Origin of the sequence: Virgibacillus flavescens, from assembly GCF_050574275.1 — a bacterium.
Classification (GTDB): Bacteria; Bacillota; Bacilli; order Bacillales; family Amphibacillaceae; genus Virgibacillus_F; species Virgibacillus_F flavescens.
The window spans coordinates 1,704,711-1,730,671 of record NZ_CP192260.1; the positions used below are offsets into that span (position 1 = coordinate 1,704,711).

25 protein-coding genes and 1 tRNA gene are annotated in these 25,961 nt (G+C 38.3%); 20 read left to right on the top strand and 6 right to left on the bottom strand.

Annotated features, from left to right (window positions below):
* Positions 1-11: 11 nt before the first annotated feature.
* The 6 genes from trxB to VBD025_RS08060 all read left to right on the top strand — a co-directional run bounded on the left by trxB (position 12) and on the right by VBD025_RS08060 (position 5,081).
* Positions 12-962 carry a thioredoxin-disulfide reductase gene (gene trxB, locus VBD025_RS08035; protein ID WP_430791032.1) on the top strand — a complete coding sequence of 317 codons (951 nt, stop codon included), beginning with the start codon at positions 12-14 and terminating at the stop codon, positions 960-962.
* A 464-nt stretch (positions 963-1,426) separates the two neighbouring features.
* Positions 1,427-1,891 (top strand): NUDIX hydrolase, encoded by a 465-nt coding sequence (locus tag VBD025_RS08040; protein ID WP_430791034.1) that lies wholly within the window; start codon positions 1,427-1,429, stop codon positions 1,889-1,891.
* Positions 1,892-1,904: 13 nt separating this feature from the next.
* Positions 1,905-2,795: an RNase adapter RapZ gene (rapZ, locus tag VBD025_RS08045; protein WP_430791036.1), complete on the top strand. Its 891-nt coding sequence runs from the start codon at positions 1,905-1,907 to the stop codon at positions 2,793-2,795.
* Entirely contained in the window at positions 2,792-3,754 is a 963-nt protein-coding gene (locus tag VBD025_RS08050) for a gluconeogenesis factor YvcK family protein (protein ID WP_430791038.1), read from the top strand. The genes rapZ and VBD025_RS08050 overlap by 4 nt, the downstream gene beginning before the upstream one ends.
* 37 nt (positions 3,755-3,791) lie before the next feature.
* Positions 3,792-4,742: a DNA-binding protein WhiA gene (gene whiA, locus VBD025_RS08055; protein ID WP_430791040.1), complete on the top strand. Its 951-nt coding sequence runs from the start codon at positions 3,792-3,794 to the stop codon at positions 4,740-4,742.
* 84 nt (positions 4,743-4,826) lie between these two features.
* The gene (locus tag VBD025_RS08060; RefSeq protein WP_430791042.1) at positions 4,827-5,081 is read left to right on the top strand and encodes an HPr family phosphocarrier protein; all 255 of its coding nucleotides are present in this window, start codon (positions 4,827-4,829) and stop codon (positions 5,079-5,081) included.
* Positions 5,082-5,622: 541 nt separating this feature from the next.
* Here VBD025_RS08060 and clpP read toward each other — a convergent pair.
* Positions 5,623-6,234, bottom strand: coding sequence for an ATP-dependent Clp endopeptidase proteolytic subunit ClpP (gene clpP, locus VBD025_RS08065; RefSeq protein ID WP_430791322.1), 612 nt, complete (start codon positions 6,232-6,234; stop codon positions 5,623-5,625).
* Positions 6,235-6,506: 272 nt separating this feature from the next.
* Here clpP and VBD025_RS08070 point away from each other — a divergent pair.
* Positions 6,507-6,579 (top strand) — tRNA-Arg (locus tag VBD025_RS08070).
* 74 nt (positions 6,580-6,653) lie between these two features.
* On the opposite strand, the gene VBD025_RS08075 is transcribed toward VBD025_RS08070, so the two are convergent.
* Complete coding sequence (locus VBD025_RS08075; protein ID WP_430791044.1) at positions 6,654-6,815, bottom strand: hypothetical protein; 162 nt, start codon at positions 6,813-6,815, stop codon at positions 6,654-6,656.
* Between the two features lie 104 nt (positions 6,816-6,919).
* The gene (locus tag VBD025_RS08080; protein ID WP_430791046.1) at positions 6,920-7,549 is read right to left on the bottom strand and encodes a protein kinase family protein; all 630 of its coding nucleotides are present in this window, start codon (positions 7,547-7,549) and stop codon (positions 6,920-6,922) included.
* Between the two features lie 144 nt (positions 7,550-7,693).
* Here VBD025_RS08080 and VBD025_RS08085 point away from each other — a divergent pair, with 144 nt between their 5' ends.
* The 10 genes from VBD025_RS08085 (at position 7,694) to VBD025_RS08130 (ending at position 18,158) form a co-directional block, all read left to right on the top strand.
* On the top strand, positions 7,694-7,951 hold the full coding sequence (locus VBD025_RS08085) for a glutaredoxin family protein (protein WP_430791048.1): 258 nt from the start codon (positions 7,694-7,696) through the stop codon (positions 7,949-7,951).
* Between the two features lie 124 nt (positions 7,952-8,075).
* Complete coding sequence (locus tag VBD025_RS08090) at positions 8,076-9,095, top strand: sugar-binding transcriptional regulator (RefSeq protein ID WP_430791050.1); 1,020 nt, start codon at positions 8,076-8,078, stop codon at positions 9,093-9,095.
* Between the two features lie 43 nt (positions 9,096-9,138).
* A complete protein-coding gene (gap, locus tag VBD025_RS08095) occupies positions 9,139-10,146 on the top strand; it encodes a type I glyceraldehyde-3-phosphate dehydrogenase (protein WP_430791052.1) in 1,008 nt (335 codons plus the stop codon).
* 312 nt (positions 10,147-10,458) lie between these two features.
* The gene (locus tag VBD025_RS08100; RefSeq protein ID WP_430791054.1) at positions 10,459-11,640 is read left to right on the top strand and encodes a phosphoglycerate kinase; all 1,182 of its coding nucleotides are present in this window, start codon (positions 10,459-10,461) and stop codon (positions 11,638-11,640) included.
* A gap of 556 nt (positions 11,641-12,196) precedes the next feature.
* A complete protein-coding gene (gene tpiA / locus VBD025_RS08105; RefSeq protein WP_430791056.1) occupies positions 12,197-12,955 on the top strand; it encodes a triose-phosphate isomerase in 759 nt (252 codons plus the stop codon).
* Positions 12,952-14,490 carry a 2,3-bisphosphoglycerate-independent phosphoglycerate mutase gene (gene gpmI / locus VBD025_RS08110; RefSeq protein ID WP_430791058.1) on the top strand — a complete coding sequence of 513 codons (1,539 nt, stop codon included), beginning with the start codon at positions 12,952-12,954 and terminating at the stop codon, positions 14,488-14,490. The genes tpiA and gpmI overlap by 4 nt, the downstream gene beginning before the upstream one ends.
* A 13-nt stretch (positions 14,491-14,503) precedes the next feature.
* Positions 14,504-15,790: a phosphopyruvate hydratase gene (eno, locus tag VBD025_RS08115; protein ID WP_430791060.1), complete on the top strand. Its 1,287-nt coding sequence runs from the start codon at positions 14,504-14,506 to the stop codon at positions 15,788-15,790.
* A gap of 521 nt (positions 15,791-16,311) precedes the next feature.
* Positions 16,312-16,827, top strand: a complete 516-nt coding sequence (locus VBD025_RS08120; protein ID WP_430791062.1) for a hypothetical protein — start codon at positions 16,312-16,314, stop codon at positions 16,825-16,827.
* A gap of 15 nt (positions 16,828-16,842) precedes the next feature.
* Positions 16,843-17,433, top strand: coding sequence for a hypothetical protein (locus VBD025_RS08125; protein ID WP_430791064.1), 591 nt, complete (start codon positions 16,843-16,845; stop codon positions 17,431-17,433).
* A 137-nt stretch (positions 17,434-17,570) separates the two neighbouring features.
* Positions 17,571-18,158, top strand: coding sequence for a nitroreductase family protein (locus tag VBD025_RS08130; protein ID WP_430791066.1), 588 nt, complete (start codon positions 17,571-17,573; stop codon positions 18,156-18,158).
* A 337-nt stretch (positions 18,159-18,495) separates the two neighbouring features.
* Here VBD025_RS08130 and VBD025_RS08135 read toward each other — a convergent pair whose 3' ends face one another.
* Positions 18,496-18,879, bottom strand: a complete 384-nt coding sequence (locus tag VBD025_RS08135; RefSeq protein WP_430791068.1) for an SMI1/KNR4 family protein — start codon at positions 18,877-18,879, stop codon at positions 18,496-18,498.
* Between the two features lie 412 nt (positions 18,880-19,291).
* Between VBD025_RS08135 and VBD025_RS08140 the strand changes: the two genes are divergently transcribed.
* On the top strand, positions 19,292-20,005 hold the full coding sequence (locus tag VBD025_RS08140; protein ID WP_430791070.1) for a hypothetical protein: 714 nt from the start codon (positions 19,292-19,294) through the stop codon (positions 20,003-20,005).
* Positions 20,006-20,027: 22 nt separating this feature from the next.
* Positions 20,028-22,595, top strand: coding sequence for an FtsX-like permease family protein (locus tag VBD025_RS08145; protein WP_430791072.1), 2,568 nt, complete (start codon positions 20,028-20,030; stop codon positions 22,593-22,595).
* A 101-nt stretch (positions 22,596-22,696) separates the two neighbouring features.
* Here VBD025_RS08145 and ptsP read toward each other — a convergent pair whose 3' ends face one another.
* Both ptsP and VBD025_RS08155 read right to left on the bottom strand, forming a co-directional pair.
* On the bottom strand, positions 22,697-24,409 hold the full coding sequence (ptsP, locus tag VBD025_RS08150; protein ID WP_430791074.1) for a phosphoenolpyruvate--protein phosphotransferase: 1,713 nt from the start codon (positions 24,407-24,409) through the stop codon (positions 22,697-22,699).
* Between the two features lie 146 nt (positions 24,410-24,555).
* Positions 24,556-25,476: a lysophospholipase gene (locus VBD025_RS08155; RefSeq protein ID WP_430791076.1), complete on the bottom strand. Its 921-nt coding sequence runs from the start codon at positions 25,474-25,476 to the stop codon at positions 24,556-24,558.
* 170 nt (positions 25,477-25,646) lie between these two features.
* On the opposite strand from VBD025_RS08155, the gene secG reads away from it, so the two are divergent.
* Positions 25,647-25,880, top strand: a complete 234-nt coding sequence (secG, locus tag VBD025_RS08160) for a preprotein translocase subunit SecG (RefSeq protein ID WP_430791078.1) — start codon at positions 25,647-25,649, stop codon at positions 25,878-25,880.
* The last annotated feature ends 81 nt before the right edge of the window (positions 25,881-25,961 follow it).

A 25,961-nucleotide genomic window follows, 5' to 3' on the forward strand; every position in this document is an offset into this window, starting at 1 on the left:
GGCGGTTTGTAATGTCCGATGAAAAAATGTTTGATGTTATTATTGCGGGAGCTGGACCAGCTGGAATGACTGCTGCTGTTTATGCGTCGCGTGCAAGTTTAGAAACGTTAATGATCGAAAGAGGAATTCCAGGTGGTCAAATGGCCAATACGGAAGACGTGGAAAATTACCCTGGTTACGAGCATATTCTAGGACCTGACTTATCGAATAAAATGTTCGAGCACGCAAAGAAGTTTGGTGCTGAATATGCCTATGGCGATATTAAAGAGGTCATTGATTATGGTGATTATAAACTAGTAAAAGCTGGAAAACACGAGTACAAAACCCGTACGTTAATCATTACGACTGGAGCACAATATAAGAAACTTGGAATTACCGGAGAAGAAGAACTCGGTGGCCGCGGAGTATCGTATTGTGCAGTATGTGATGGTGCATTCTTTAAAGAAAAAGATCTTGTAGTAATCGGTGGTGGAGATTCAGCTGTTGAAGAAGGAATTTATCTTACACGGTTTGCTAAAAATGTGACCATTGTTCATCGTCGTGATGAGTTACGTGCACAGAAGATTATTCAGAAACGCGCATTTGATAATGAAAAAATTGATTTCATCTGGGACACTGTCGTTAACACAATTAATGGTCCTGACGGAAAAGTCAGCAGTGTTACGCTTGAAAACCGAAACACGAAGGAAGTCAGCGAATTCGATGCAGAAGGAGTATTTATATACATTGGCATGGTACCGTTAAGCGCTCCATTTAAATCATTGGGTATAACGAATGATGAAGGATATATCCCAACTAATGAAAATATGGAAACAAGTGTACCTGGTGTATTTGCTGCTGGTGACATTCGTGATAAAGAACTTCGACAAATTGTGACAGCAACTGGTGACGGCAGTATCGCTGCTCAATCGGCACAGGGTTACATCGAAGAATTGCTTGAAAAAATGAAATCCACAAATTAATTAAGATTTTTATATAAAGTAATTCTTTTTTAACGCTGTTGTAACACATTCGAAACAATTTTAGGGTACAATATAATTAACTAATTGACCCCCTTTTAATAGATAAATTAGTTTTATGCACAGGTGAATCGCACCTGTGCATCTTTTTTGTTTAATCTCCTTCACAGAAGCTTGTCTAACCATGTCGAGCGGTTAAACATCCCCAAATATAAACATATCCTTGTTGGTTTCATTTTTTTCATTGTATAATAGAGAAAAGCGAAGGCGACTGTTCAGAAGCGGACGCATAAGCAAGAGACCGAAAACGCCTGGTATTGGCGTTTACGTGTCAATTGCTTATGACGGCAGCTTCTAGGAGCCGCAGCTGGACAGTAAGAAAAGCGAAGGCGACTGTTCAGCGGCGTACACAAAATACGGAACACATATAACAAAATTTTAATCCTCTCCAGGATGAGGTGTTACATATGCAAAGGATTAGCAATTGTATTTTGATTGATCAAAACAAAATTTTATTAGTAAAAAAACCGCGGCGTGGCTGGTATGCAATTCCGGGTGGAAAGATGGAACAAGGTGAAACCATCAAGGAATCAGCAATGCGTGAATATGGCGAAGAAACTGCTTTAAGGTTAAATGATCCAAGGCTTGCTGGTGTATTTACTTTCTCAATTTACGATAATGAAAAACTAGTAGATGAATGGATGATGTTTACATTTATGGCTGTTGCGTTTGACGGAGAGCTGACGGAACATTGCAATGAAGGAATACTTGAATGGGTCGATAAGACAAAAATAAATGAAACACCTATGGCAGAAGGCGATAGAGAGATATTTAAGCATGTCCTGTCGGGAAGTGGAATTCTGTATGGTTCCTTTTCTTATACGGAAGACTTTGAACTGCTGAGCATGCGATTTGATACATCACCATTATAAAGGGGGCTGCATGATGCCGGAAAATCAACAGGAAACAAAACTAGTAATCATTACGGGAATGTCTGGTGCAGGAAAAACAGTGGCTGTCCAAAGTTTTGAGGATTTAGGGTATTACTGTGTAGACAATCTTCCGCCAGCGCTGTTTCCGAAATTTCTGGAGTTGATGAAAGACGCAACAAATAATATACAAAAAGTTGCTCTCGTGATGGATCTGCGTGGACGAGAATTTTTTGATTCTTTATTTGAAGCACTTGATATTCTGGGTGAAGCAGATTGGTTACATGAACATATTTTGTTTTTAGATGCAAAAAATGAAGAGCTTGTAACAAGATACAAAGAAACAAGACGTTCGCATCCGTTAGCTGTCGGTGGTTTACCTCTTGAAGGTATTCAACAGGAAAGAGTTATTATTGATGAGCTCCGTGGAAGAGCGCAGCGAATTATAGATACAACAAACTTAAAGCCAAGAGAATTACGCGAGAAGATTTTGAAGGCATATACGGATGAGAAGCAGGAGATATTTTCTGTTCATATGGTTTCTTTTGGTTTCAAATACGGAATACCAATCGATGCAGACTTGGTATTTGATGTTCGTTTTCTGCCAAATCCGCATTATGTTACACATATGCAACCTTTGACTGGATTAAACTCAGAGGTTTCCTCCTATGTATTTAAATGGTCAGACACACAGAAGTTTAATGAAAAAGTCCTGGACTTACTTCACTTTATGCTGCCCCAATATAAAAAAGAGGGTAAGTCCCAATTAGTGGTAGCAATTGGATGCACCGGAGGACAGCACCGTTCTGTGGCAATTTCCGAACATTTTGCTAAAAAACTGACATCCAGCTATATTACGCATATTAGCCATCGGGATATTGATAAACGAAAAGGTAAAACTTCATGAGCGAAGAAAATCACCCGAGGGTAGTAGTTATTGGTGGAGGAACAGGGATGCCTGTTTTATTGAGAGGGTTAAAGGACTTACCCATCAAATTAAATGCGCTAGTAACTGTATCTGACGATGGCGGAAGTACAGGCAGAATACGAAATGAAATGGCTATACCAGCTCCTGGTGATATTCGGAACGTGATTGCAGCTTTGTCTGACGCGGAGCCATTGTTATTGGAATTATTTCAGCACAGATTTGCAAACGGGAACGGTCTGATTGGTCACTCGATGGGAAATTTGCTCTTGGCAGCAATGACTTCCATAACCGGTAACTTTTACACAGGAATTAAAGAAATCTCCCGTGTCTTCAACGTGAAAGGAAAAGTCTATCCAATCTCTAATGAAAATATGACCTTACATGCGGAAATGGAAGACGGTTCGATCGTTATTGGGGAGTCCAGTATTCCACTTGTCGAAAAACGAATTAAACGTATATTTTTAAGCCCTGAAAATATTACACCATTGCCGAACGCTATTCGAGCGATAAAGAAAGCTGACCTCATTGTTGTTTCCCCTGGAAGTCTTTATACAAGTATACTTCCCAACATGATTATTCCTGAGATAGATAACGCAATCCGTTCATCAAATGGTAAGGTTGTGTACGTCTGTAATGTGATGACTCAGCAAGGGGAGACCACAGGCTATACAGCATCAGAACATGTTCAGGCAATTATTGATCATGTAGGTGAAGGGTGTCTCGACTCGATCGTTGTTCATAACGAACCAATTAAGAAAAAGGTTCGGGATATTTACGCAGAGGAAAATGCAGAACCAGTTATCTATGATACTGATCGCCTTCGTGCAATGGGAATAAATATTATTGAAGGTGACATTGTAAATTATGATCAAACAACAATAAGACACGACACACATAAAATCGCAAAACTATTACTATCTACATTAAAAAAAGATTAGCAAATCCTTATGAAAGGTTTAAGGGGAGGTGACTGGTTTGTCTTTTGCATCCGAGATAAAAAAAGAATTAACATCAATAGAGTTAGATTCGTGCTGTGTCTTTGCCGAGCTATCAGCATTGATTCGGATGAACGGAGCAATTTCTGTATCCAAGCAGAAATATCTGCTTGACGTTCAAACGGAAAATGCTGCTATTGCACGCAGAATTTATACGTTAATTAAATCACAATATGATATACCAGTAGAGTTATTAGTCAGAAGAAAAATGAAACTAAAAAAGAATAATGTGTATATTGTACGAATGAAGCAGGATGTTCGTAAACTACTGGCTGATCTTGATATTTTACAAGAGCCTTATACGTTCGTTCGTACTATTTCCTCCACATACATTAAAAAAACCTGCTGCAAAAAATCATATTTACGAGGAGCATTCCTTGCAGGTGGATCCATCAACAACCCAGAAACATCATCCTACCACTTGGAAATATTTAATTTTCATCAGGAGCACAATGATGCTTTATGTGAGTTATTAAATAAATTTAACCTAAAGGCTCGCAAGCTTGAGCGTAAGAATGGTTTTATTGCATATATTAAAGAAGCAGAAAAAATAACTGAGTTTTTAAGTATTATTGGTGCACATAACGCACTATTTAAATTTGAGGACGTACGAATTGTTCGTGACATGCGCAACTCGGTAAATCGAATAGTGAATTGTGAAACAGCAAACCTGAACAAAACGATTGGTGCAGCGTTCAGGCAAATTGAAAATATAAAATTAATTGATCGAACAGTTGGACTGGATTCCTTACCAGACAAATTAAAAGAAATTGCTGAATTACGAGTGGAACATGAGGATATATCGTTGAAAGAACTAGGAGAACTTGTAACAACTGGTAAAATTTCAAAGTCAGGTGTGAATCATCGGTTAAAGAAAATTGATGAATACGCCGATAAAATCCGTAATGGTGAAGAAGAAATTACTAAATAATGCAAGATTATGATAGCGCATGAATATGCGCTATTTATATAGTTATATCTGAATGCGCTTACAGTATAAGGGAGGATGATAGGATTGGTTGAAAGAGTAGTAACGATAGAATTGGAAACGGGTCTGCAATCACGTCCTGCTGCCCATTTCGTGCAGGAAGCAAACAGGTATGCAGCACACCTGTTTCTCGAAAAAGACGGAAAGAGAGTCAATGCGAAAAGCATAATGGGTTTAATGAGTCTTGCAATTGCCATGGGTGAAGAAGTGACACTGATTGCGGAAGGCACTGATGAAGAAACTGCACTTGAAGAATTGACTATGCTTGTGTCTAAACGATAGTTTTATTGCAATTTGTTTGCAGCCGCTGCCCGTAGGCACTTCGCTTTCCGTGGGAGGCGGGAGGGGTGAGCCTTTCCTCTTGGTCACTGAAAAAGTTACATGACATACGGATTTAATGGATCTGCGATCGCATCATCGAATTCACTTCGCTTTCCGCGGGCACGGCTTCAGCTTCCTCGGATAAGCAAAGACCGCTTTCCTGCGGGATCTTCAGCTCGTGCTGTTCCCGCAGGAGTCTCGTGAATTCGATGATGCTTGGTTAAAGTGAAATATTGATTTTTAACATCTACCTCTTTTTCAGTAGCCTACCTTTCCTCCTATAGGAGTCTTAGTGTATACGAGAATCTGGGTATATATGTTCACTTAATCAAAATTCAGGAGAGTGAATCGACAATCATTTTATACGTAATAGCGATCCTGGACGGCAGCAACGGAAATAAGTCTAAAATTCACTCGCATTTTATAAGTTTGCAACAAAAAAGCTATAAAAATAAAAACACCCTGTTCGGGCGCTGCGGCCTAGACAGGGTGTTTGCTGTTATTATTTTTTATCAGAACTTCTGCTTAGTATCTTATCAATTAAACCGTAGTCTACAGCTTGATCTGCTGTCATAAAGTTATCACGGTCTGTATCTCTTTCGATAACTTCGATTGGTTGACCAGTGCGTTCCGAAAGAATTTCGTTAATCTTTCCGCGCATTTGAATAATTCGTCTTGCATGAATTTCAATGTCGGAAGCTTGACCTTGTGTGCCACCAAGTGGTTGGTGAATCATTACTTCACTATTAGGAAGCGAATATCTCTTACCTTTTTCACCAGCAACCAATAGAAATGCTCCCATTGATGCCGCCATTCCTGTACAAATTGTTGATACATCTGCTTTAATGTACTGCATTGTATCATAAATAGCCATTCCTGCTGTGATAGAGCCACCAGGAGAGTTGATGTATAGTGATATGTCTTTATCAGGATCCTCTGCTTCTAAGAACAACAATTGTGCCACAATAGAGTTGGCTACGTTGTCGTCGATAGCACTCCCTAACATTATAACTCGGTCTTTAAGTAAACGTGAATAAATGTCATAAGCACGTTCCCCGCGATTTGTCTGTTCAATGACTGTTGGTATTAAATTCATCGATTTTTCCTCCTTTATGAGTTCAACCTCACCCAGTTTACCTGGATCAGTTTGATTGGATAATTTTATGATAACGAATAGGTCAAAAAAGGTCAAACATAAACAACTAATAATTGATCATAAAATTCACTTTCCATCATTCCCATTATGAAGTATATTAAACCATTTGTACAAAATTACAGAAATGAGGTTGTCTCGTATCATCTTTATAAATTAGTCAGGAAAAATAACTTGTGTGTTTAGCGCATGGACGTTATAATATTCTATGTGTCTCATTCAGATTTTAGTATGCGCCCATAGCTCAGGGGATAGAGCATTGGTTTCCGGTACCAAGGGTCGGGGGTTCAAATCCCTCTGGGTGCACTTATGTAAATACAGAAACAGCAAGAGTGACTCTTTCAGTCTCTCTTGCTGTTTTTTCGTGATCCTTCAATTACCTATTTTCGCTTATTTGTTACGCCTACTTGTTCATCCACAATCCCGGTTAAATCCTTTACGGCTTCTTCTTTCGAATAGTTTTTATCATGATCCAATTGTGATGCTACATGTAAAATTTGCGCTATCAGGGAGTGTTGAAGATACCTTTCATGTAAATCCATATCATCATTCCTTCTCGAGTCTATAGGTACAGTTTACCTATTTAGTAAAAAAATATGTAAAAAATCCCCACTAGTTATTGTAGGGAATATCTAAACAGATTCAATTAACTTGATTTTTTATAGGATTCTACCTGGAAATTTCGTTTTTTGTAAAAGTAGGCAACTGTATTCATGACGGAAACAGGTATCTTCTTCGGAAAGTAATGTTTTGAATAAAACGTGTAAAATGCTTTTCTTAAATCAGACCATTGTCTGCAGTCTTTGGTTTGTCTGAACCTTGCTACGTCAATTAACTTAACGTTTCCTTCCGGGGTTAAAATTATATTGCGAAGGTGAATATCTGATGGGTTCAATCCTGATTGTCTTGCCATATTAAGAGCCAGGTCCGTATCAGTAATCGCTGAGTGTGTAAGTAGGATTCCCTGGGACAAACATTCGAATAATGTATACCCTTCGATAAAATCAATCAGCAAGTAATTACTACCCGCCTCGTATAGAGTTGGGAAATATGGATTTCCTTTAAGAATTTCGTATATTTCTGCTTCTTCCTTTGCCAGATGAATAGAGTTTGGAAAGAAGACTTTGAGTGCATTATTAGTAGAAAGGATTTTAAATACCACAGCGCTTCTGCCTGCAGCAATGAACTCCAGACTCTTGTCTTTTTCTAAGACTAGGACATCATTTTTATCCACTTTAAATTTAACGCTATCAACTAATTCGCAGGTTGATTTCATGTAAGCACCCCTTTCTTCTATAATATAGGGTGAAAGTTATTACCGCTACTAAATCGTTCTGAATGGTGAAACGTGAAAAAAACCTTCACTTATGTAAAAATATGAATAGATTGTTGTTTATAGTACAAAATAGAGGGGAATCGTATGATACATGTAAACTTTTATACAAAAGAAAATTGTACATTGTGTGAGGAAGCACTGGTGCTTTTAGATATGCTTAAGTTGGATTATCCGCATACACTCGAATTAAAGGATATATATTCGAATGACGAGTGGCTAGAAAAGTATCATTTCTCAATTCCGGTCATTCGTGTAAATGATAAAGAATTGAACTGCGAAGAGATTTCTTATGAGTCAGTTGAATCGCTGTTAAAGGAAGCATACAATAAACGTATTACTTGAATAATGTAGCGAGTATGGTAAAATAAAAGTAAGCAAATAAGAGATTTGCCTATTTTTTTACAGTGAGCAGGACAAAATATAACCATCCGGGACTTATTTGTCCAGTGAACAAAGGAGCCACTTTATGCAATCATTAATTGAATTGCAAAAAAAAGTATTTCCAGATCTTCTGGATGTAATGAAGGATCGGTATGCAGTGTTGCATACAATCAATCAGTTCGAGCCAATTGGACGTCGCAGTTTAGCAGAACGAGCAAAGATGACGGAACGGACTGTCCGTGGTGAAGTTGATTTTTTACAGAAGCACAATATGATTGGGGTTTCTGGCAAAGGGATGCATATTACACAAGAAGGAAAGGATATTCTAAATCAACTGAGCCTGTTTATGCGAGATATTACAGGATTAAATGTTTTAGAAAGCCAGTTACAGGATAAATTGAATATAGACCAGGTTATGATTGTACGAGGTAATAGTGACCAGGAAGAATGGGTCAAGCATGAGTTGGGAAAGGCTGCAGTTAAATACTTAAAATCTCATGTGACAACGAAGCAAACGATAGCAGTCACTGGTGGTACAACGATGGCGTCGGTTGCACATGTGATGTCACCATTTGAAAATGCTGAGAATTGTATGTTTGTTCCAGCTCGTGGTGGAATTGGCGAAAAGGTAGAAAGCCAGGCAAATACAATTGTTGCTGAAATGGCGAAGCGTACACATGGTGATTACCGAATGTTATATGTGCCGGACCCATTGAGTGAACAATCTTATCAAACGATGTTAAATGAACCATCTATTCAGGAAATAACAGCGCTGATTCGATCAGCGGATTTCATCTTGCATGGTATTGGTGATGCCCTGACAATGGCTAATCGAAGAAAGACGAGTAAAGCTGTCATTGAACAGCTTGAAAAAGATCAGGCTGTAAGTGAAGCATTCGGCTATTACTTTAATAGTGTTGGCGATGTCGTTCATAAAGTACGAACGATTGGTATCCAACTGGAAGATTTGAAATCAGTGAATAATGTGGTTGCAATTGCTGGTGGCCGTTCAAAAGCCCATGCGATTACATCCTACTTTAATCAAGCGAAAGCGGATTTACTCATAACGGATGAAGCGGCAGCAGAAGCTATCATTCACGATTAAGTCCTAAATATATAAAATTAAGTAACTAATAGGAGGAAATAAAATGACAGTAAAAATAGGTATTAACGGGTTTGGACGTATTGGACGTAATGTATTCCGTCAAGCAATGAATAATGACGAGGTTGAAGTGGTAGCAGTTAACGATTTAACAGACGCAGACATGCTTGCGCATCTATTAAAATACGATTCTGTACATGGTCAACTAGAGAAAGAAGTAACAGTAAATGGATCAAATATCGTTGTTGGCGGTAAAGAAATTAAAGTACTAACAGAACGTGATCCAGCTAATCTAGGTTGGGGAGATCTTGGTGTAGAAGTTGTAATTGAGTCTACTGGACGTTTCACAGCGCGCGAAGATGCTAAAAAGCACATCGATGCTGGTGCTAAGAAAGTTATCATTTCTGCTCCAGCAAAAGAAGAAGATTTAACAATGGTAATGGGTGTTAATGAACAGGACTACGATTCTGAAAAGCACCATATTGTTTCAAACGCTTCTTGTACAACAAACTGTATTGCACCATTAGCTAAAGTATTACACGATAGTTTCGGACTTAAGCGCGGTCTAATGACAACAGTTCATTCGTATACAAATGATCAGCAAATTCTTGATTTACCGCACAAGGATTACCGTCGTGCCCGTGCAGCTGCACAAAACATTATTCCAACAACTACAGGAGCTGCAAAAGTTGTAGGAAAAGTATTACCTGAATTAGAAGGTAAACTAAACGGAATGGCTGTACGCGTTCCAACTCCAGACGGTTCACTTGTCGACTTAGTTGCTGAACTTGATAAGAACGTTACTGCAGAAGAAGTAAACAAAGCATTTAAAGAAGCTGCAGAAGGAGATCTTAAAGGAATTGTAGGATACTCTGAAGAACCGCTTGTATCTTCTGACATCGTAGGTAACACGCATTCTTCTTTATTTGATGCATTATCTACAATGACACTTGAAGATAACATGGTGAAAGTAGTTTCTTGGTATGACAATGAAATGGCATACTCTGCACGTTGTGTAGACTTAGCTGTTTATATTAAAAGCCAAGGACTATAAGAATAGAAAAGTGAAAGCATCCGCTAAGCGAGCCTAACTGTTTGCTCATCGCTGGACGCTGGAGCTAGACTGAAAAGCGCAAGCGTCCGCTTGGCGACGTACAAATAGATAGGAATGTGAAAGTACGGTGAACTGTCCGTACATTCATCAGAACTACCTATTTGCTAGTCGCTGGACGCTGGAGCTAGACAAAAAGTTCATATATACTAGAGGGGGAACTTTTTCCTCCTCTTTTTCATTACTATGACTAACTCATGTAAATTTGGGGAAAACAAGCATTGGAGCATTATACATAACATAAGGAGGATTTTTATGAATAAAAAAACTCTAAAGGATCTTGAATTAAAAGGGAAAAAAGTCTTTTGCCGAGTTGATTTTAACGTACCAATGGCCGAAGGCAAGGTTAGTGATGATACACGAATAAAAGCAGCACTTCCTACTATTAAGTATCTAACGGAACAAGGAGCACTTGTTATATTAGCCAGTCATCTTGGACGACCAAAAGGTGAAGTAGTAGAGGATTTAAGACTTGACCCAGTCGCTAAACGATTGAGTGATTTGCTCGGCAAAGAAATAACAAAAACCGATGAAGTGTATGGTAAGGAAGTAAACGAAGCGTTGTCACGGTTAAGTGATGGCGATGTTTTATTAATCGAGAATGTTCGTTTTGAAGCTGGCGAAGAAAAAAATGATGACGAGTTAGCTCAGGAATTTGCCAATATGGCAGACTTTTATGTAAATGATGCGTTTGGAGCAGCTCATCGCGCACATGCATCAACAGCCGGAGTTGCCAACAAATTGCCTTCTGCTGCAGGACTTTTAATGGAAAAAGAGATTGATGTATTAGGTAAAGCACTGAAAAATCCAGATCGTCCGTTTACAGCAATAATTGGTGGTGCCAAAGTTAAAGATAAAATTGGTGTTATCGATCACTTGCTGGATAAAGTGGATAATTTGATTATTGGTGGAGGGCTTTCTTACACCTTTATCAAGGCGCAGGGGCATGAAATCGGTGAATCTCTGCTGGAAGAAGATAAACTTGATATTGCGAAACAATTTATGGAAAAAGCAAAAAAGAATGGCGTAAATTTATTACTGCCTACAGATGTTGTTATCGCTGATGATTTTTCAAAGGATGCGAATACCAAGATTGTAGCGGTTGATGAAATACCTGCCGATTGGCAAGGGCTGGATATTGGTCCGAAAACACGCGATACATTCCGTGAAGTTGTAGCGGATTCGAAGCTCATCATTTGGAATGGACCGATGGGAGTATTTGAATTCAATGCATTTGCTGGTGGTACCCAGGCGGTAGCTGAAGCATTAGCTGAAACAAGTGGGTATACTGTAATTGGTGGCGGCGACTCTGCTGCAGCTGCTAGCAAGTTCGGCTTTGCAGATGACATGGATCATGTGTCAACAGGTGGCGGAGCTTCACTTGAGTTTATGGAAGGTAAAGACCTTCCAGGCGTACAAGCGTTAGACGATAAATAAAGCCTGTTTTATAAAAGAATGGAATTTTTCTGAAAGAAACTGAATTAGTTGATGTAAAATGTGACTTAACTAAAAGTTCTGTTCATGCACTGCGAACGCGCTGCGGAAAAACACTACGCTTTCCGTGGGCTTGCGATGAGCCTCCTCGATCGAAAAAAGCGCTCTCTGCGGAGTCTCATCGTCTTCGCTTTCCCACAGGATAAGGAAGGCTTCCTTGAAAAAGCATCGCACGAAGAAAAAGTGCTCTTCTTTTTCGAGGAGTCTCCGCGTTTTTCCTCCGCTGCTGTGTGGGACGTTAGAAATCATTTTTATGAATTAACGCATGAATTTTTCAAAATAATGGCAGTTGTTTGGAGCGGAGGACTATTGACTCCTGCGGGAACAGCACGAGTCTGAAGGCCCCGCAGAGTGGGTTTTCTCGAGGAGACTGAAGCCGTGCCCGCGGAAAGCAATGGTCCGCAGCGGAAAACAACTAGCTGTTACGTCGCAGTTAATATGAATAACTACAGATTTAATTTTACTAAAACATTTTAAATAAATTAGATGAGGTGAGACGATGCGCAATAAAGTAATTGCTGGAAACTGGAAAATGAATAAAGTGTTAGCAGAAGCGGAACAATTCGTTCAAGAGGTTGTGAAAAAAGACCCAACTGATCAAGGTGTCGAAGCAATTGTATGTGCACCATTTCCTTTCCTAGCACAACTCGTAGAACAAACAAAGAACACACCGGTTAAAATCGGTGCACAAAATATGCATTTTGCTGAGAATGGCGCATACACAGGCGAAGTTAGCCCTGTTATGTTAAAAGATCTTGGCGTGACTCATGTAGTCCTTGGACACTCCGAACGCCGTGAACATTTTGCTGAAACAAACGAAACAGTTAACAAAAAAGTACACGCAGCGTTTGACCATGATTTACTGCCAATCGTTTGTGTTGGTGAAACACTGGATCAGCGCGAAGCTAACGAGACAATGAATCACATTGAAAAACAAGTTCGTGAAGGTTTAAGTGAGTTATCAGAAGCACAAATCGCGAAAACAATCGTTGCTTACGAGCCGATTTGGGCTATTGGTACTGGTAAAACAGCTTCAAGCAGCGATGCTAATGAAGTTTGTAAGCATATCCGCACAGTAATCAGCAAAATAACTTCTGACGAGACTGCGAACCAAGTTGTCATTCAATACGGTGGCAGTGTAAAACCTGCTAATGTAGATGAATTATTGACACAATCTGATATTGATGGCGCATTGGTTGGTGGAGCTAGTCTAGAAGCTGATTCATTTATCCAGTTGGTGGAGGCTGGTAGGAAATGATGAATCAAAAACTTGCTGCATTAATTATCCTGGATGGCTATGGCCTTCGGGATACAGAGATGGGAAATGCAGTTAAACAGGCACACACGCCTAATTTCGACCGATATTGGGATAAGTATGCCCATAACCAGCTAAAAGCTAGTGGTGAAGCTGTAGGGCTTCCTGAAGGTCAAATGGGTAACTCAGAAGTTGGACATTTAAATATTGGTGCAGGAAGAATTGTGTATCAAAGTTTAACTAGAGTTAACCTATCAATTAAAGAAGGCGACTTTTTTGAAAAAGAAGCATTTATAAATGCGATTAAGCATGCGAAAGAAAAAAATAAAGCATTACACATTTTCGGGTTATTATCCGATGGTGGCGTGCATAGTCATATTAATCATATGTTTGCATTACTGAGGTTAGCTAAAGACAACGATTTAGATAAAGTTTATGTACATGCATTCCTTGACGGACGAGATGTCGGCCCGCAAACTGCAAAAACATATATTAAACAGACGGAAGAAAAAATGGCAGAACTTGGAGTAGGACAAATTGCTACGATTTCTGGTCGTTACTATTCGATGGATAGAGATAAACGCTGGGATCGGGTGAAAAAAGCCTACGATGCTATGGTTCACGGAGAGGGCCTGCAATATAAAGACCCAATTGAATTAATCGATGATTCGTACGAAAATGGAATCCATGATGAATTTGTTATCCCGTCTGTTTTAACGGATGAGAATGGAAACCCTCGTGCAAAAGTGGAAGATGAGGATTCGATTATTTTCTATAATTTCCGTCCAGATCGTGCCATTCAAATTTCACGTACCTTCTCAGATGAGGATTTTCGTGATTTTGACCGTGGAGATAATGTTCCTAAGAATCTGCAATTTGTTATGCTCACGAAATTCAGCGAGTCAGTTGATGGTTACGTAGCCTACCAACCAGTTAGTTTGGATAATACAGTTGGGGAAGTTTTAGCGCAGCAGGATATGAAACAACTTCGGATTGCTGAAACAGAGAAATTTCCGCACGTAACTTTTTTCATGAGCGGTGGTCGTGAGAAGGAATTCCCTGGGGAAAAAAGAATTTTAATTGATTCTCCAAAGGTTGCAACATATGACCTGCAGCCTGAAATGAGCGCATATGAAGTAACGGATGCGCTTCTTAAAGAACTGGATTCGGACACTCCAAATGCAATCATTTTAAATTTCGCAAATCCGGATATGGTGGGGCATTCAGGGAAGCTTGAGCCTACCATTAAAGCAATTGAAGCGGTTGATGAATGTCTTGGAAAGATTGTAGAAAAAATCACTGAATTGGGTGGTCATGCTATAATAACAGCAGACCATGGAAATTCTGATGAGGTTACTACTCCTGATGGCGATCCAATGACGGCGCACACGACCAATCCAGTGCCGGTCATTGTAACAAAGGAAAACGCATCATTACGTGAGGATGGAATCTTAGCAGACTTATCACCAACGCTTTTAGATTTACTGGGTGTTCATTTGCCGGCAGAAATGACTGGCAAATCACTAATAAAAAGATAAGGGAGCGATTTACATGCCACACATTACAGACGTTTATGCACGAGAAGTGTTAGATTCACGTGGAAATCCTACAATAGAAGTAGAAGTATTTACAGAGTCAGGAGCATTTGGCGCTGCCTTAGTGCCAAGTGGTGCATCAACTGGTGAACATGAAGCAGTTGAACTTCGTGACGGCGACAAAACTCGTTACCTTGGTAAAGGTGTACAAAAAGCAGTAGAAAATGTTAACGAACATATTGGACCAGAAATTCTTGGTGTTGATGTGACGCGTCAAAACATTATCGATGAAATCATGATTGAATTAGATGGTACAGAAAACAAAGGAAAACTAGGAGCAAACGCTATCCTTGGTGTATCCATGGCAGTAGCACATGCAGCATCTAGCTACCTTGAAATCCCATTATATAACTACTTAGGTGGATTTAATGCCAAAACATTACCTACACCTATGATGAACATTTTAAATGGTGGAGAGCACGCAGACAACAACGTGGATATCCAAGAATTCATGGTAATGCCTGTAGCAGCACCATCATTTAAAGAAGCGGTTCGTACTGGCGCTGAAATTTTCCATTCATTGAAAAAGGTATTGAAGGAAAAAGGCTACAATACAAGTGTTGGAGATGAAGGTGGATTCGCTCCTAACCTTAAATCGAATGAAGAAGCACTACAAACGATTGTAGAAGCGATTGAAGCGGCAGGTTATAAGCCTGGCGAAGAAGTTCAGCTTGCAATGGACGTAGCAGCATCAGAGATCTATGAAGATGGTAAGTACAACCTTAAAGGCGAAGGTGTTGTTCGCACTTCAAAAGAAATGGTTGACTGGTACGAAGAAATGGTTAACAAATACCCAATCATCTCAATTGAAGATGGATTAGACGAAAACGACTGGGATGGTCATAAAATGCTGACAGACCGCATTGGCGATCGCGTTCAATTAGTTGGCGATGACCTTTTCGTTACGAATACAAAGAAGCTTGCACAAGGAATTGAACAAGGTGTTGGAAACTCCATCTTAGTTAAAGTTAACCAGATCGGTACATTAACAGAAACTTTTGATGCAATTGAAATGGCAAAACGCGCAGGATATACGGCAGTTATTTCACATCGTTCTGGTGAAACAGAAGATGCTACCATTGCAGATATTGCTGTTGCTGCTAACGCTGGTCAAATTAAGACTGGTGCACCATCTCGTACAGATCGCGTAGCTAAGTACAACCAGCTACTGCGTATTGAAGATGAACTTGCAGGACTTGGGGTATATGCAGGACAAAGTGCATTTTACAACTTGAAGAAGTAACAATAGTTTATTTGTGAAAAGAGGCAGAGTGATCTGTCTCTTTTTTTTGTTGTTGGAAGTTATTTGAAGAATGAAACACCATATTAGTATTATTTTATTCATCACTTATTAGAAAAGGTTCCTAAACAGTTTTAAAACCTCAAGAATTTCTGCACTTCTCTAGGTTACCCACTAGAAACGTATAGTAAAGATTTTACCATAGTAAAAAAGTCAGTCCTAACTAACCAGTAGGTATTCATTTAATTTAACGATTCAAAAAGGTATTATTTTGTCGAATAACTTATCAATTTTTCCATTACAGGAAAGCTGTACATGAAAATGTTGTGTAAAGCATTTCTAAACACACTAACTTTCCCAATGCAAACTAAGTTAGAATATTGTATAATTTATTTACACCGAGAATTAGTCAAAAAATCGAAATGTTAAAAGTAATGAAAATTGAATATTGAAGGGAGAAGTGCTATCAAAAGAGTTCATAGGTATAAAGGGGATAAAAACTTATTTCAAAGGGGATAAAACAAATGAAATTTGGTAAATTTGGCAAAATTATATTCGCTAGTACTTTAGTAACTACCTTTATTATCCAAGGATCAAGTGGTGTATTTGCTGCTGAGGATGGTCCAGATTATTATATCCCATATGACGGATATGCTTATGATCTATCTAGTAAGAATACGTATCTCGATATTGACTGGAGGCATGTTCATAGAAATCCAGGTTCGGCTACTGATACTGTAACTCATACTGTTTCTCGAACAAAGTCGACATCTGCAAGTGTGTCAACAACCGCTAGTTTTAATGCTATGGTTAGTGAAGTGGGGATTGGTGCAGAAGTTGGATGGGGTTCAAGTGATACAGTCTCAACTTCTATAACATATTCCATTCCAGGATACACAACGTATGAACTTAGATATGGAAGCAGAGCAGTTAAAACGACTGGATATGAGGTTAGATACAGCAATGGTAGAGTCGCTAGTAAAAAATGGGTTAGTGGAAATTGGACATATACAGGATACTCCGACAAGGTTAAGCAGTAGGGGGAAAGGAATAATATGAAAAAAGGTTTCCTTACTGTTCTAATGACAATAATTTTGATTTCTTTTGGTTGTAGTAATCAAGATGTTGTTAATAGTACTAAATTTAATCCTAAAAAGGAAAATGTTGAACAACTAAAAGATATAGATACTAATGATGTTAGTATGGAATTAGTTGATTTTGGTAAAGAGTTTTTTCCTCCACACTTTCAAATTAATAGTTTTAACATAGATATTCCAAACGTAAATAGTATAGAATTTAATATTAATTATGTACTAGATGAGGAGTTATATAATTTTTTAAGTGATAATAAACCTAAATACTATTTTAATATACAATATCCATTATCACTTTCAAATATTATAGGAATTAGTGAAAGTAAATTTATAAATGTAAGTGAACTCAATGTTATAGGAAGTGAGAGAGAATTTAATCTTATTATTAAGCAAGATACAGCTGAGAAGTTATCTAGAGAAGATATTCAAGATATTCAAAGTCAGTTAGAGGGATACCGATTAGTAATTTATAATGTTAATAAGCAACCTATGCATATAGTAGATGATATTTTCCACTATAGTAGCTATGATCCAGACTTATCAAAACAATAATTCGTTAGTAACTCGCAAACCCTAAATCCTAAACGCTACCATTTTAATGGGGGCGTTTTTGTATTGTAGCATGGTGGGACAAGGGGACGGTTCTCACTGTCCCAAATTAATGGTACTTCTGATAAGATGTAACTGAGGTGATTACATTGGATATATTAGAAGGAATTAAAGAGAGACGTTCTATACATACCTTTAAAAATGAAGAAGTTCCACTGGATAAGCTAAAGGAAATTTTCACATATGGTTCCTATGCACCAACACATTATATGAAAGAACCGTGGCAAATAAAGCTTTACCAGGAGCAAGGTAAGCTAAAAATTATCGATCAGATTATCCTAAGTTATCAGCGGATTGGAATGCTGAAAACTGATCAGGATGCTAAATCTATTAAGATGGCAAATTCGATGAAAGACTTTTTATTTCAGATTCCGCATCACGCACTTATCTATTATGAAGTAGAATCTGACCCTGTTCGAATGGAAGAGGAAAGCGCCGCAGTATCTGCGTTTATACAAAATGTACAGTTAGCCGGATGGGAGTTTGGTGTTGGCGTGCTGTGGACGATAACACCGTTTATGCATGACCCTGGCTTTGTGCGATCTATTGGTTTGGATAATGAGAAGCATAAAATTGCTGCAGTGTTGCAGATGGGATATCCGAGAAATATTCCTCGAGATAGAGGACGTACGCCAATTGAACAGAAGCTTGAGGTTATTAGGGAATAAATTGATCTTACGTCTATAAAAATAGTTATAGTATGAATGCAGGACAAAGTTCATTTTATAACTTGAAGAAATAATTATAGTTTATTTGTGGGAAGAGGCAGAGTGATCTGTCTCTTTTTTTGAGGGCATAAAAAATGCAGCTATAATTATACTCCTGCCCTTTAGCTCTTCTTATTAATTTTTATAATGCGTGTTAGCATTCCGAAGCGGCCATTCCCAAAAATACGCCCCTTGTGAAACGATAAATCGGTCTAACCAGAGTTCAAAATTAATTTCTAAATTTGACCAATCCTCAAATGGTAAAGAGGAATCGTTCCATAGAAGATAATCCATACGGTTATTTTTTACATTGGTTGGAATCAACAAACAAATACTCACCTTCGTAATAACCAATTGGGTAACAATGGTCTGGCATGTGAGGTAAATGTCCTGATTTTATTTCTTCTAAACTATATAAATGCATTTCACCACCATATTCTCCTTGAAATAGTTTAGCCCCGTTATGGATTAATAAAAATTCACGTAAATCTACTGGAATAATCCATTTGGTTTCTTTTTCAAATAAAAAGATTTTTTCTATATCGGCAGGAGAATTAAAGGTACATGTTACCTTTTGAACAGTTCCTTTTGTTTTTTGCAAATGTAAAGATGACTGTTGATCAAGGCGTTGTTTTAACCCATCTAATACGAAGGTTACAAGTGTTTTTCCTCTATTCATCATTTCCACATCCTTTGAATCTTAATAATTTGACCACCAAGGTGTAACTTACTTTCTGCGAGTATATTGTACCGAGGTATATAAACTATTTTTTTCATGTATTCAGTATACTTCTTATTGTATATTTGAGATTTATCAGATACAAATTTAAAAATTTCAGAATAGGTTGACATATTGTTTGAGGTCAGTATAGAGTAAATGTATAAAATTGTAAATGACGAATTAAATTTATTAATTTTGCTTATACGATTTACTAATCTCTCCGATCAAAAAACATTTTCTTCTCTCAAATTAAATAAGTACATATATTTGAGGATAATACATTGATTTTAATTGAGTAAAGTACAAAGTTATCAGTATCACAGATGCTAAGAGAGAAACATGTACAGATGGAAAAGTAAGGGGGTGGAGGTAATTGAACAATATGCTTAAATTTATTTGGAATTCATGGTGGCGCAATAAGGAACGATTTATATTACTTATTATAGGTGCATTAATTGTAAGCATAGGACTCAGTTATTTGGTAGGGATTACACAGGCGTCAAACGCGACCATTGTAGATGAACTCCAAAAACGTTGGAAATCATCCTACCATATAGTAGTTCGGCCACCTGACTCGAGGAGTGTTACGGAAGATAAGAATTTATTGGAACCGAATTTCTTGAGTGGTATTGCTGGCGGAATAACAATTAAACAATATGAACAAATTAAAACGATGACAGATATTGACATTGCTGCTCCAATTGCGATGATTGGTTACATGAATAATTCTATTCAATTAGGTAAAGTGAATTACTCTAAACCTGGAATCTATAGAATGAACATAAAAGAAATCACAAATACCGGCGCGGAAGATGCTGTAACAGAAGATAACATCTATTTTACGGTGGGTTGGAAATCTCCAGCTAACGCACAAGAATACGGAGTTACTCGTTTTGATGGAGTACTTAAATATGGTACAGAGGTTCTAATTGCTGGTGTGGATCCAGAAGCTGAGGCGGCTCTTGTAGGACTTGATAAGGCAATGGTAGAAGGCGAAAATATCAGCTATTTATCAGAAGAACAAGAATCCAGTAATCGTAATAAGAACGATTCTTTAAATACTAAAGTTCCAGTCATTTTTAAGTAATCAAACGTTTATAGATGGTAAGATGGCCTATACGTTTGAAAGGCTAGATGTATCGTTCAAAGATCCTATTAAAGCAATGAAGACAGTAAAAGAAAATGGAGGAAAAACTTATTTAAATAAGGAAAAAGGTACTGAGATTGATCAATTTTCATTCACTACAGAGGAAGCTCATAAAAAGATTGTGAATCAAATAAGGGAAGGTAGTAAATCTTCCGAAGACTTCAACTGGATGCCGTTTAAACCCTCCTCGGTTAATTATAGGGAAGTTACAAGTCCTTTCGCTGATCGTTGGCCATTCACCTATGAGGTCGAACCGTATATTGTACCAACCGATTCTTTACTTGCGGTGGATCATGCGTATCGGCCAATTACTATGTTCAGTGAAGAGAGTTCAAACTGGCCCCGATTGGAATTGAATTTCAAAGGGATATTCGACCCAGGTAAATTGGAAGTATCGAAGGATCCATTAACTGAACTTCCAATGGAAACCTACTTTCCCTCAAAGGCAGAATGGGTATTAGATAAAAATGAAAATCCAATAAACCCACCAAAGAAAATGAAACCGACGAACAACCCATATGGATTTTTAACAAAGCCTCCACTAATGCTGACAACACTTGATGCAGCTGCAAAAGTAATAGGTGAGAAGCCTATTTCAGCAATTCGCATTAAGGTTGCTGGAGTAGATGAATTAAATGAGACAAGTAAAAAAACGCTACAAGCTGTCGCCACAAAAATAGAAGCGGAGACCGGATTGATTACAGATATTACATTAGGATCTTCGCCACAACCAGCTCTTACTCATATTCCTGGAGTTGATGGAAAAAAGAGTATTGGTTGGATTGAACAACCTTGGATCAAATTGGGATCATCTGTGACAATCTTTCAGCAATCTAAGGTAGGGATGTCAGGTGTAATCGCAAGTGTTGTAGCGGTCGCCGTTGTATACGTGTTTGCATCAAATATTATTATGATGTATGCCCGAAAGAAAGAATTTGCGTTATTACTTTCAGTTGGATGGCGCCCAAACCAATTATCCAGATTGCTCTTTATTGAAGCGGCGGCTATCGGTCTTTTTGTCACGATTATCAGTTGGTTAATAATCGGATTTATATACGTTATCCATGATGTAGAAACTACTGGATTACGTCTATTTATAATCGGAGTAATAGGGATGGCAATTTATGTTCTCGGTGCGTTTATTCCTGGAATACTTGTAAGAAAAATATCACCCTATGAAACAATGAAAACGGGAGAGGTATCAACTTATAAAAAACGTCTATTTAAAACTAGTTCCATTATCAGCATGAGTCTAAAGAATTTATTGGTAAAATGGAAGCGAAGTGTGCTCTCTGTCATTGCGATTGCTTTACCAACAAGCCTCCTTATTTTCTTTTTGTTTGTGACGTTCCAATTACGTGGAACGATGTATACAACCTTACTAGGTGGATATGTAGCATTAGAAGTTGGTTCCATGCATTATATTGCAATGGGAATCGCTACAGCAATTGCGATCCTTACAACAGCTGAGGTAATCTGGCAGAACGTCTCGGAAAGGCAACCCGAAATTGCAGTCCTAAAAGCTTTTGGGTGGCACAATCGTACCATACGAATGTTAGTATTGCTTGAAGGTGGATTAAGTGGATTAATTGCAGGAATACTTGGATTAATACTTGCTATTGGGATGGTTTGGGGTATGTTCCAACAGTTCCCGCTAGAGCAATTACCATTTTTCGTTCTAACCATTTTAATTCCTATCGTTACAGGAATTATCGGAGCAGTATTACCTGCCAGAAAAGCTGGTCGAGTGCAACCATATCAAGGGTTGGCTGGTGGGTATGTCAATTCAAAAAAGACGGAAAAAAGTTTTCGATATGTAATTAGTGCTGCTGGGATCTGTTTGTTTATTGGTATAATTGTTCTTTTAACACAAGCAATGCCACATGTTCAAGAGACAAGTGTAAAAGATAAAAGTGTCTCTACTAATATAGAAAATACAAAAGGAGATGTGCAGGAAACAATATCTACAACTCAAGGCAAATCAGATGACGATAACACTGGAGCAGCGGATAAAATGGAAGGGAACGAATACTATTCTGTTATTCAAAAGAATATTGAAGATGGTTATAACGAAGCTATTATAGATTTAGGTGAGACATGGGATCGTGGTTTTGAGAGTAAGTTTACCTATGAAAAAGTAGCAGTACCAGAAGGCATTAAAACAAAGAAAAAGAATACCAAATTGATAACGATTTCTGCCGAAGTTATTTTATATGTTGGAAAAGGTAATGATGAAGGGGCGCTTGCGGAATATCAACCGCATGTAGGCGGATTACACTTGCTTGACGAAAACGGGAATAGATACGAACGAATTGATTATCAAACGGTAGAAGCAAAAAACTGGAACAAAATATATTTAGAAGTACCCGGCAAGCTTAAATCATTATTGACCTACGAAGTTCCAAAGGATGTAAAAAAATTGATTCTAGTAGATGACCAAAGTTGGATAGACATTTTTCCTCATCCAATCATAGTTGATATAACGGGGAATTTAAATATTAGTGAGGATGGAATAGAAATGGATAAGTAAGCAACATTTTCAAGTAGTTTATCAGCCAATCGCAATTAAGGAGAGTGAACAATATTAAAAAACGCATGAAGCCCAATAACAGCTTCATGCGTCCAACTAAATTATTCTGTTTTTTCTTTCACAAAAGCAACCACTTCATCGGAGGTTCCCATAGAGAGCAGTGCATCTTTGTGAGAATTCATGTCTTTTTTCGACAGCGCACGCAGCTGTGTTCTGGCTGGTAAGATAGATGTTGCGCTCATGCTGAACTCGTCCAGTCCAAGTCCAAGTAATATTGGAATGGCAATGGAATCTCCGGCCATTTCTCCGCACATGCCAACCCATTTCCCTTCACTATGTGCGGCTTCAATAACAGTATTGACTAAGTTTAGGATTGCTGGATGATATGGCTGATAAAGATATGCGACCTGTTCATTCATCCTGTCTGCAGCCATTGTATATTGAATCAGGTCGTTGGTACCAACGCTGAAAAAGTCCACTTCTTTAGCAAACTGACGTGCTGTTACGGCAGTTGATGGTATTTCCACCATGATTCCTACTTCGATTTCATCTGAAACTTCCGTGCCTTCGTTGGATAAGTTATTTTTCTCATCCATTAAGATTTCTTTAGCCTGACGAAACTCTTCAAGTGTTGCAATCATTGGGAACATGATTTTTAAATTACCATGTACACTTGCACGAAGTAATGCGCGCAGCTGTGTGCGGAAAATCGATTCGTTTTCCAGACAGAAGCGGATCGCACGGAATCCTAAGAACGGATTCATTTCTTTCGGCAAATCAAGGTAGCTGAGCTCCTTATCTCCACCAATATCCAATGTACGAACCACAACTGGCTTGTTGCCCATTTTTTCTAAAACGGATTTATAAGCATCGTACTGTTCTTCTTCAGTTGGGAGTTGATTCTTACCCATGTATAAAAATTCTGTCCGGTAAAGTCCTATTCCTTCGCCGCCGTTATTTAATACGCTTTCCACATCTTCTGGCGTTCCAATATTAGCTGCCAGTTCGACATGCTGACCGTCAGAGGTAACAGTTGTTTCATCTTTAAGTTTGGCCCATTCATCTTTCTGAGCTTCGTGTTCTGCTTGTTTCTCTTTATAGGTGGCAAGTTCATCGTCACTTGGATTAATGAGTACATCACCAGTCATTCCGTCCACAATAACGATGTCACCTTGTTTAATTTCGGAAGTACTATTCTTCGTGCCCACGACCGCAGGAATCTCAAGCGATCTTGCCATAATAGCTGAGTGAGAAGTTCGTCCACCAATGTCAGTAGCGAATCCTTTAACAAACTCGCGATTCAGCTGTGCAGTGTCAGACGGAGTCAGATCATGCGCAATCACGATAACTTCCTCATCGATTAAAGCTGGATCAGGGAATGTGACTTCCAGTAAATGTGCCATAACGCGCTTTGTCACGTCCTGGATGTCAGCAGCACGCTCACGCATGTATTCATTGTCCATGTTTTTAAACATATCGATAAACATGTCTGCGGTCTCTTTTAGCGCGGATTCGGCCATTTCATTTTCTGTGTTAATTTTTTCTTTAATCGGTTTGATTAGTTCAGGGTCACTTAAAACCAGCAAATGTGCCGAGAAAATTTCTGCATGCTCGTCTCCAATTTCGCGTTTCGCATGTTCTTTGATTTTTTCTAGCTCATTCTTCGATATATCTAACGCTCGATCTAATCGGGCAACTTCTTCATTCGGATTATCTATTTTTTTATTTTCAAAGGTTAAATCTGGTGTTACCAGCTGGTAAGCCTTTGCGATTGCTATTCCACTAGAAGCAGCAATACCTTGTATTTTAGTCATAATATATTGTCCAACCCTTCAATGAAAAATTCTATTAATCTACTTACATTTTACCCACAAAAAAAGTGTCATTTCAAGGAATCAAGCCTGCTCGAAGCGATAAATAATTGTAAACGCTTACCGCTTCAAGGGAGTATTCAGCAGATTTATGCTTCGTGCATTTGTTCCTTCAGCCAGTGAGAAACAAGGGTGAAAACTTCCGATTTATTTGTTTCATTAAGCATTTCGTGACGGCCATTTGGGAACAGCATTGTTGCAATGTTTTCAAGTCCAGCTTTTTCATATAACTTCGCGGTTTTCCAAATCCCTTTTTCATAGTCACCAACCGGATCTGCTTCCCCACTGAATAAAAGCATTGGCAAATCTTTGCGAATAGCTTCGTTCCGTCTGCCATCTTGGATCGTGTCAACTCCAACCAACAGATCATAAAAGAATCTTGCTTTCGGAACAAATCCACATTGAGGGTCATCAATAAAGGATTGAACCATTTCTTTATCACGAGTCAGCCAATCGTAGGATGTTTCCTCATTTTCAACTCGTCTGTTATAGGTTCCGAATGTAAGGATGTTCAAGAGCTGCGTTTCTTCTGTTGGAGGCAGCTTAGACGCCAGTTGTTTTCCTGGGCCAGTCTTTAATTTAGGTACGTAACCAGTACCAGACAGGATTACACCGTCAACGTACTGACTGTAGCGCTGAATATATGCTCGAACTAAGAATGATCCCATACTATGTCCGAGAATGAATAAAGGGACATCAGGATAGTCATTTTTAATTTCCATCGTTACTTCATATAAATCATTCGTTACCTTTTCAAAACCTTTATCTTCTGAAAAGTATCCATAGATACCTTGTTTATCTCCTGTCTTGCCATGTCCGCGGTGGTCATTACCATATAAGAAAATATTATTTTCAAGCAAAAAATTTCCAAAGTCATTATAACGATTAATATGTTCTGCCATTCCGTGGGCTAATTGGATGATAGCTTTAGGCTTCTGATCTGGCTTATACCACTTTTTCACGTTAACTTCGACATCGTCATACATGGTTAACCAAAATTCTTTTTCCATTATATATCCAACCCTTTCTAAAACTTCTATTCCCTATATGATAGAATGAAAAAAGTGTTTCGTCCAAAATATAGTGATAATTTCAAAATAAACTTGCTAAAATGACAAAAATTATGCTAAAGTACAGATAGGTATTCGTACGTTTTCTAATAAAGGGGTGTCTTTGTAGCATGATGGATTTGGTAAACGTTATATTAGTAATAGATGCAGTTATTATGATTGTATTAGTTGTTCTTCAATCAGGTAAAAGCGAAGGGCTATCTGGAGCGATTTCCGGTGGTGCTGAACAGTTATTTGGTAAACAAAAGGCTCGTGGTGTTGATTTAATTTTACACCGTGGCACAGTGATAACTGGAACGCTGTTTATGGTATTGGCTTTTATAAGTGCATATATTTTACAATAGACTCTTAAACCCTTATCGCTGCTATGTGATAAGGGTATATTTATTTTGGAAGGGTAAAAGTCTAGAAACAAGCATTAAAGG

Excerpts from the sequence above, each read along its gene's own strand:
- rapZ (WP_430791036.1), top strand. The coding sequence starts at position 1,905 with ATGCCGGAAAATCAACAGGAAACAAAACTAGTAATCATTACGGGAATG.
- VBD025_RS08040 (WP_430791034.1), top strand. The coding sequence starts at position 1,427 with ATGCAAAGGATTAGCAATTGTATTTTGATTGATCAAAACAAAATTTTA.
- VBD025_RS08090 (WP_430791050.1), top strand. The coding sequence starts at position 8,076 with ATGCAATCATTAATTGAATTGCAAAAAAAAGTATTTCCAGATCTTCTG.
- VBD025_RS08135 (WP_430791068.1), bottom strand. The coding sequence starts at position 18,879 with ATGATGAATAGAGGAAAAACACTTGTAACCTTCGTATTAGATGGGTTA.
- VBD025_RS08155 (WP_430791076.1), bottom strand. The coding sequence starts at position 25,476 with ATGGAAAAAGAATTTTGGTTAACCATGTATGACGATGTCGAAGTTAAC.
- tpiA (WP_430791056.1), top strand. The coding sequence starts at position 12,197 with ATGCGCAATAAAGTAATTGCTGGAAACTGGAAAATGAATAAAGTGTTA.
- gpmI (WP_430791058.1), top strand. The coding sequence starts at position 12,952 with ATGATGAATCAAAAACTTGCTGCATTAATTATCCTGGATGGCTATGGC.
- gap (WP_430791052.1), top strand. The coding sequence starts at position 9,139 with ATGACAGTAAAAATAGGTATTAACGGGTTTGGACGTATTGGACGTAAT.
- secG (WP_430791078.1), top strand. The coding sequence starts at position 25,647 with ATGATGGATTTGGTAAACGTTATATTAGTAATAGATGCAGTTATTATG.
- VBD025_RS08120 (WP_430791062.1), top strand. The coding sequence starts at position 16,312 with ATGAAATTTGGTAAATTTGGCAAAATTATATTCGCTAGTACTTTAGTA.
- VBD025_RS08085 (WP_430791048.1), top strand. The coding sequence starts at position 7,694 with ATGATACATGTAAACTTTTATACAAAAGAAAATTGTACATTGTGTGAG.
- VBD025_RS08100 (WP_430791054.1), top strand. The coding sequence starts at position 10,459 with ATGAATAAAAAAACTCTAAAGGATCTTGAATTAAAAGGGAAAAAAGTC.
- VBD025_RS08080 (WP_430791046.1), bottom strand. The coding sequence starts at position 7,549 with ATGAAATCAACCTGCGAATTAGTTGATAGCGTTAAATTTAAAGTGGAT.
- VBD025_RS08075 (WP_430791044.1), bottom strand. The coding sequence starts at position 6,815 with ATGGATTTACATGAAAGGTATCTTCAACACTCCCTGATAGCGCAAATT.
- VBD025_RS08125 (WP_430791064.1), top strand. The coding sequence starts at position 16,843 with ATGAAAAAAGGTTTCCTTACTGTTCTAATGACAATAATTTTGATTTCT.
- VBD025_RS08145 (WP_430791072.1), top strand. The coding sequence starts at position 20,028 with ATGGCCTATACGTTTGAAAGGCTAGATGTATCGTTCAAAGATCCTATT.
- eno (WP_430791060.1), top strand. The coding sequence starts at position 14,504 with ATGCCACACATTACAGACGTTTATGCACGAGAAGTGTTAGATTCACGT.
- ptsP (WP_430791074.1), bottom strand. The coding sequence starts at position 24,409 with ATGACTAAAATACAAGGTATTGCTGCTTCTAGTGGAATAGCAATCGCA.
- trxB (WP_430791032.1), top strand. The coding sequence starts at position 12 with ATGTCCGATGAAAAAATGTTTGATGTTATTATTGCGGGAGCTGGACCA.
- VBD025_RS08050 (WP_430791038.1), top strand. The coding sequence starts at position 2,792 with ATGAGCGAAGAAAATCACCCGAGGGTAGTAGTTATTGGTGGAGGAACA.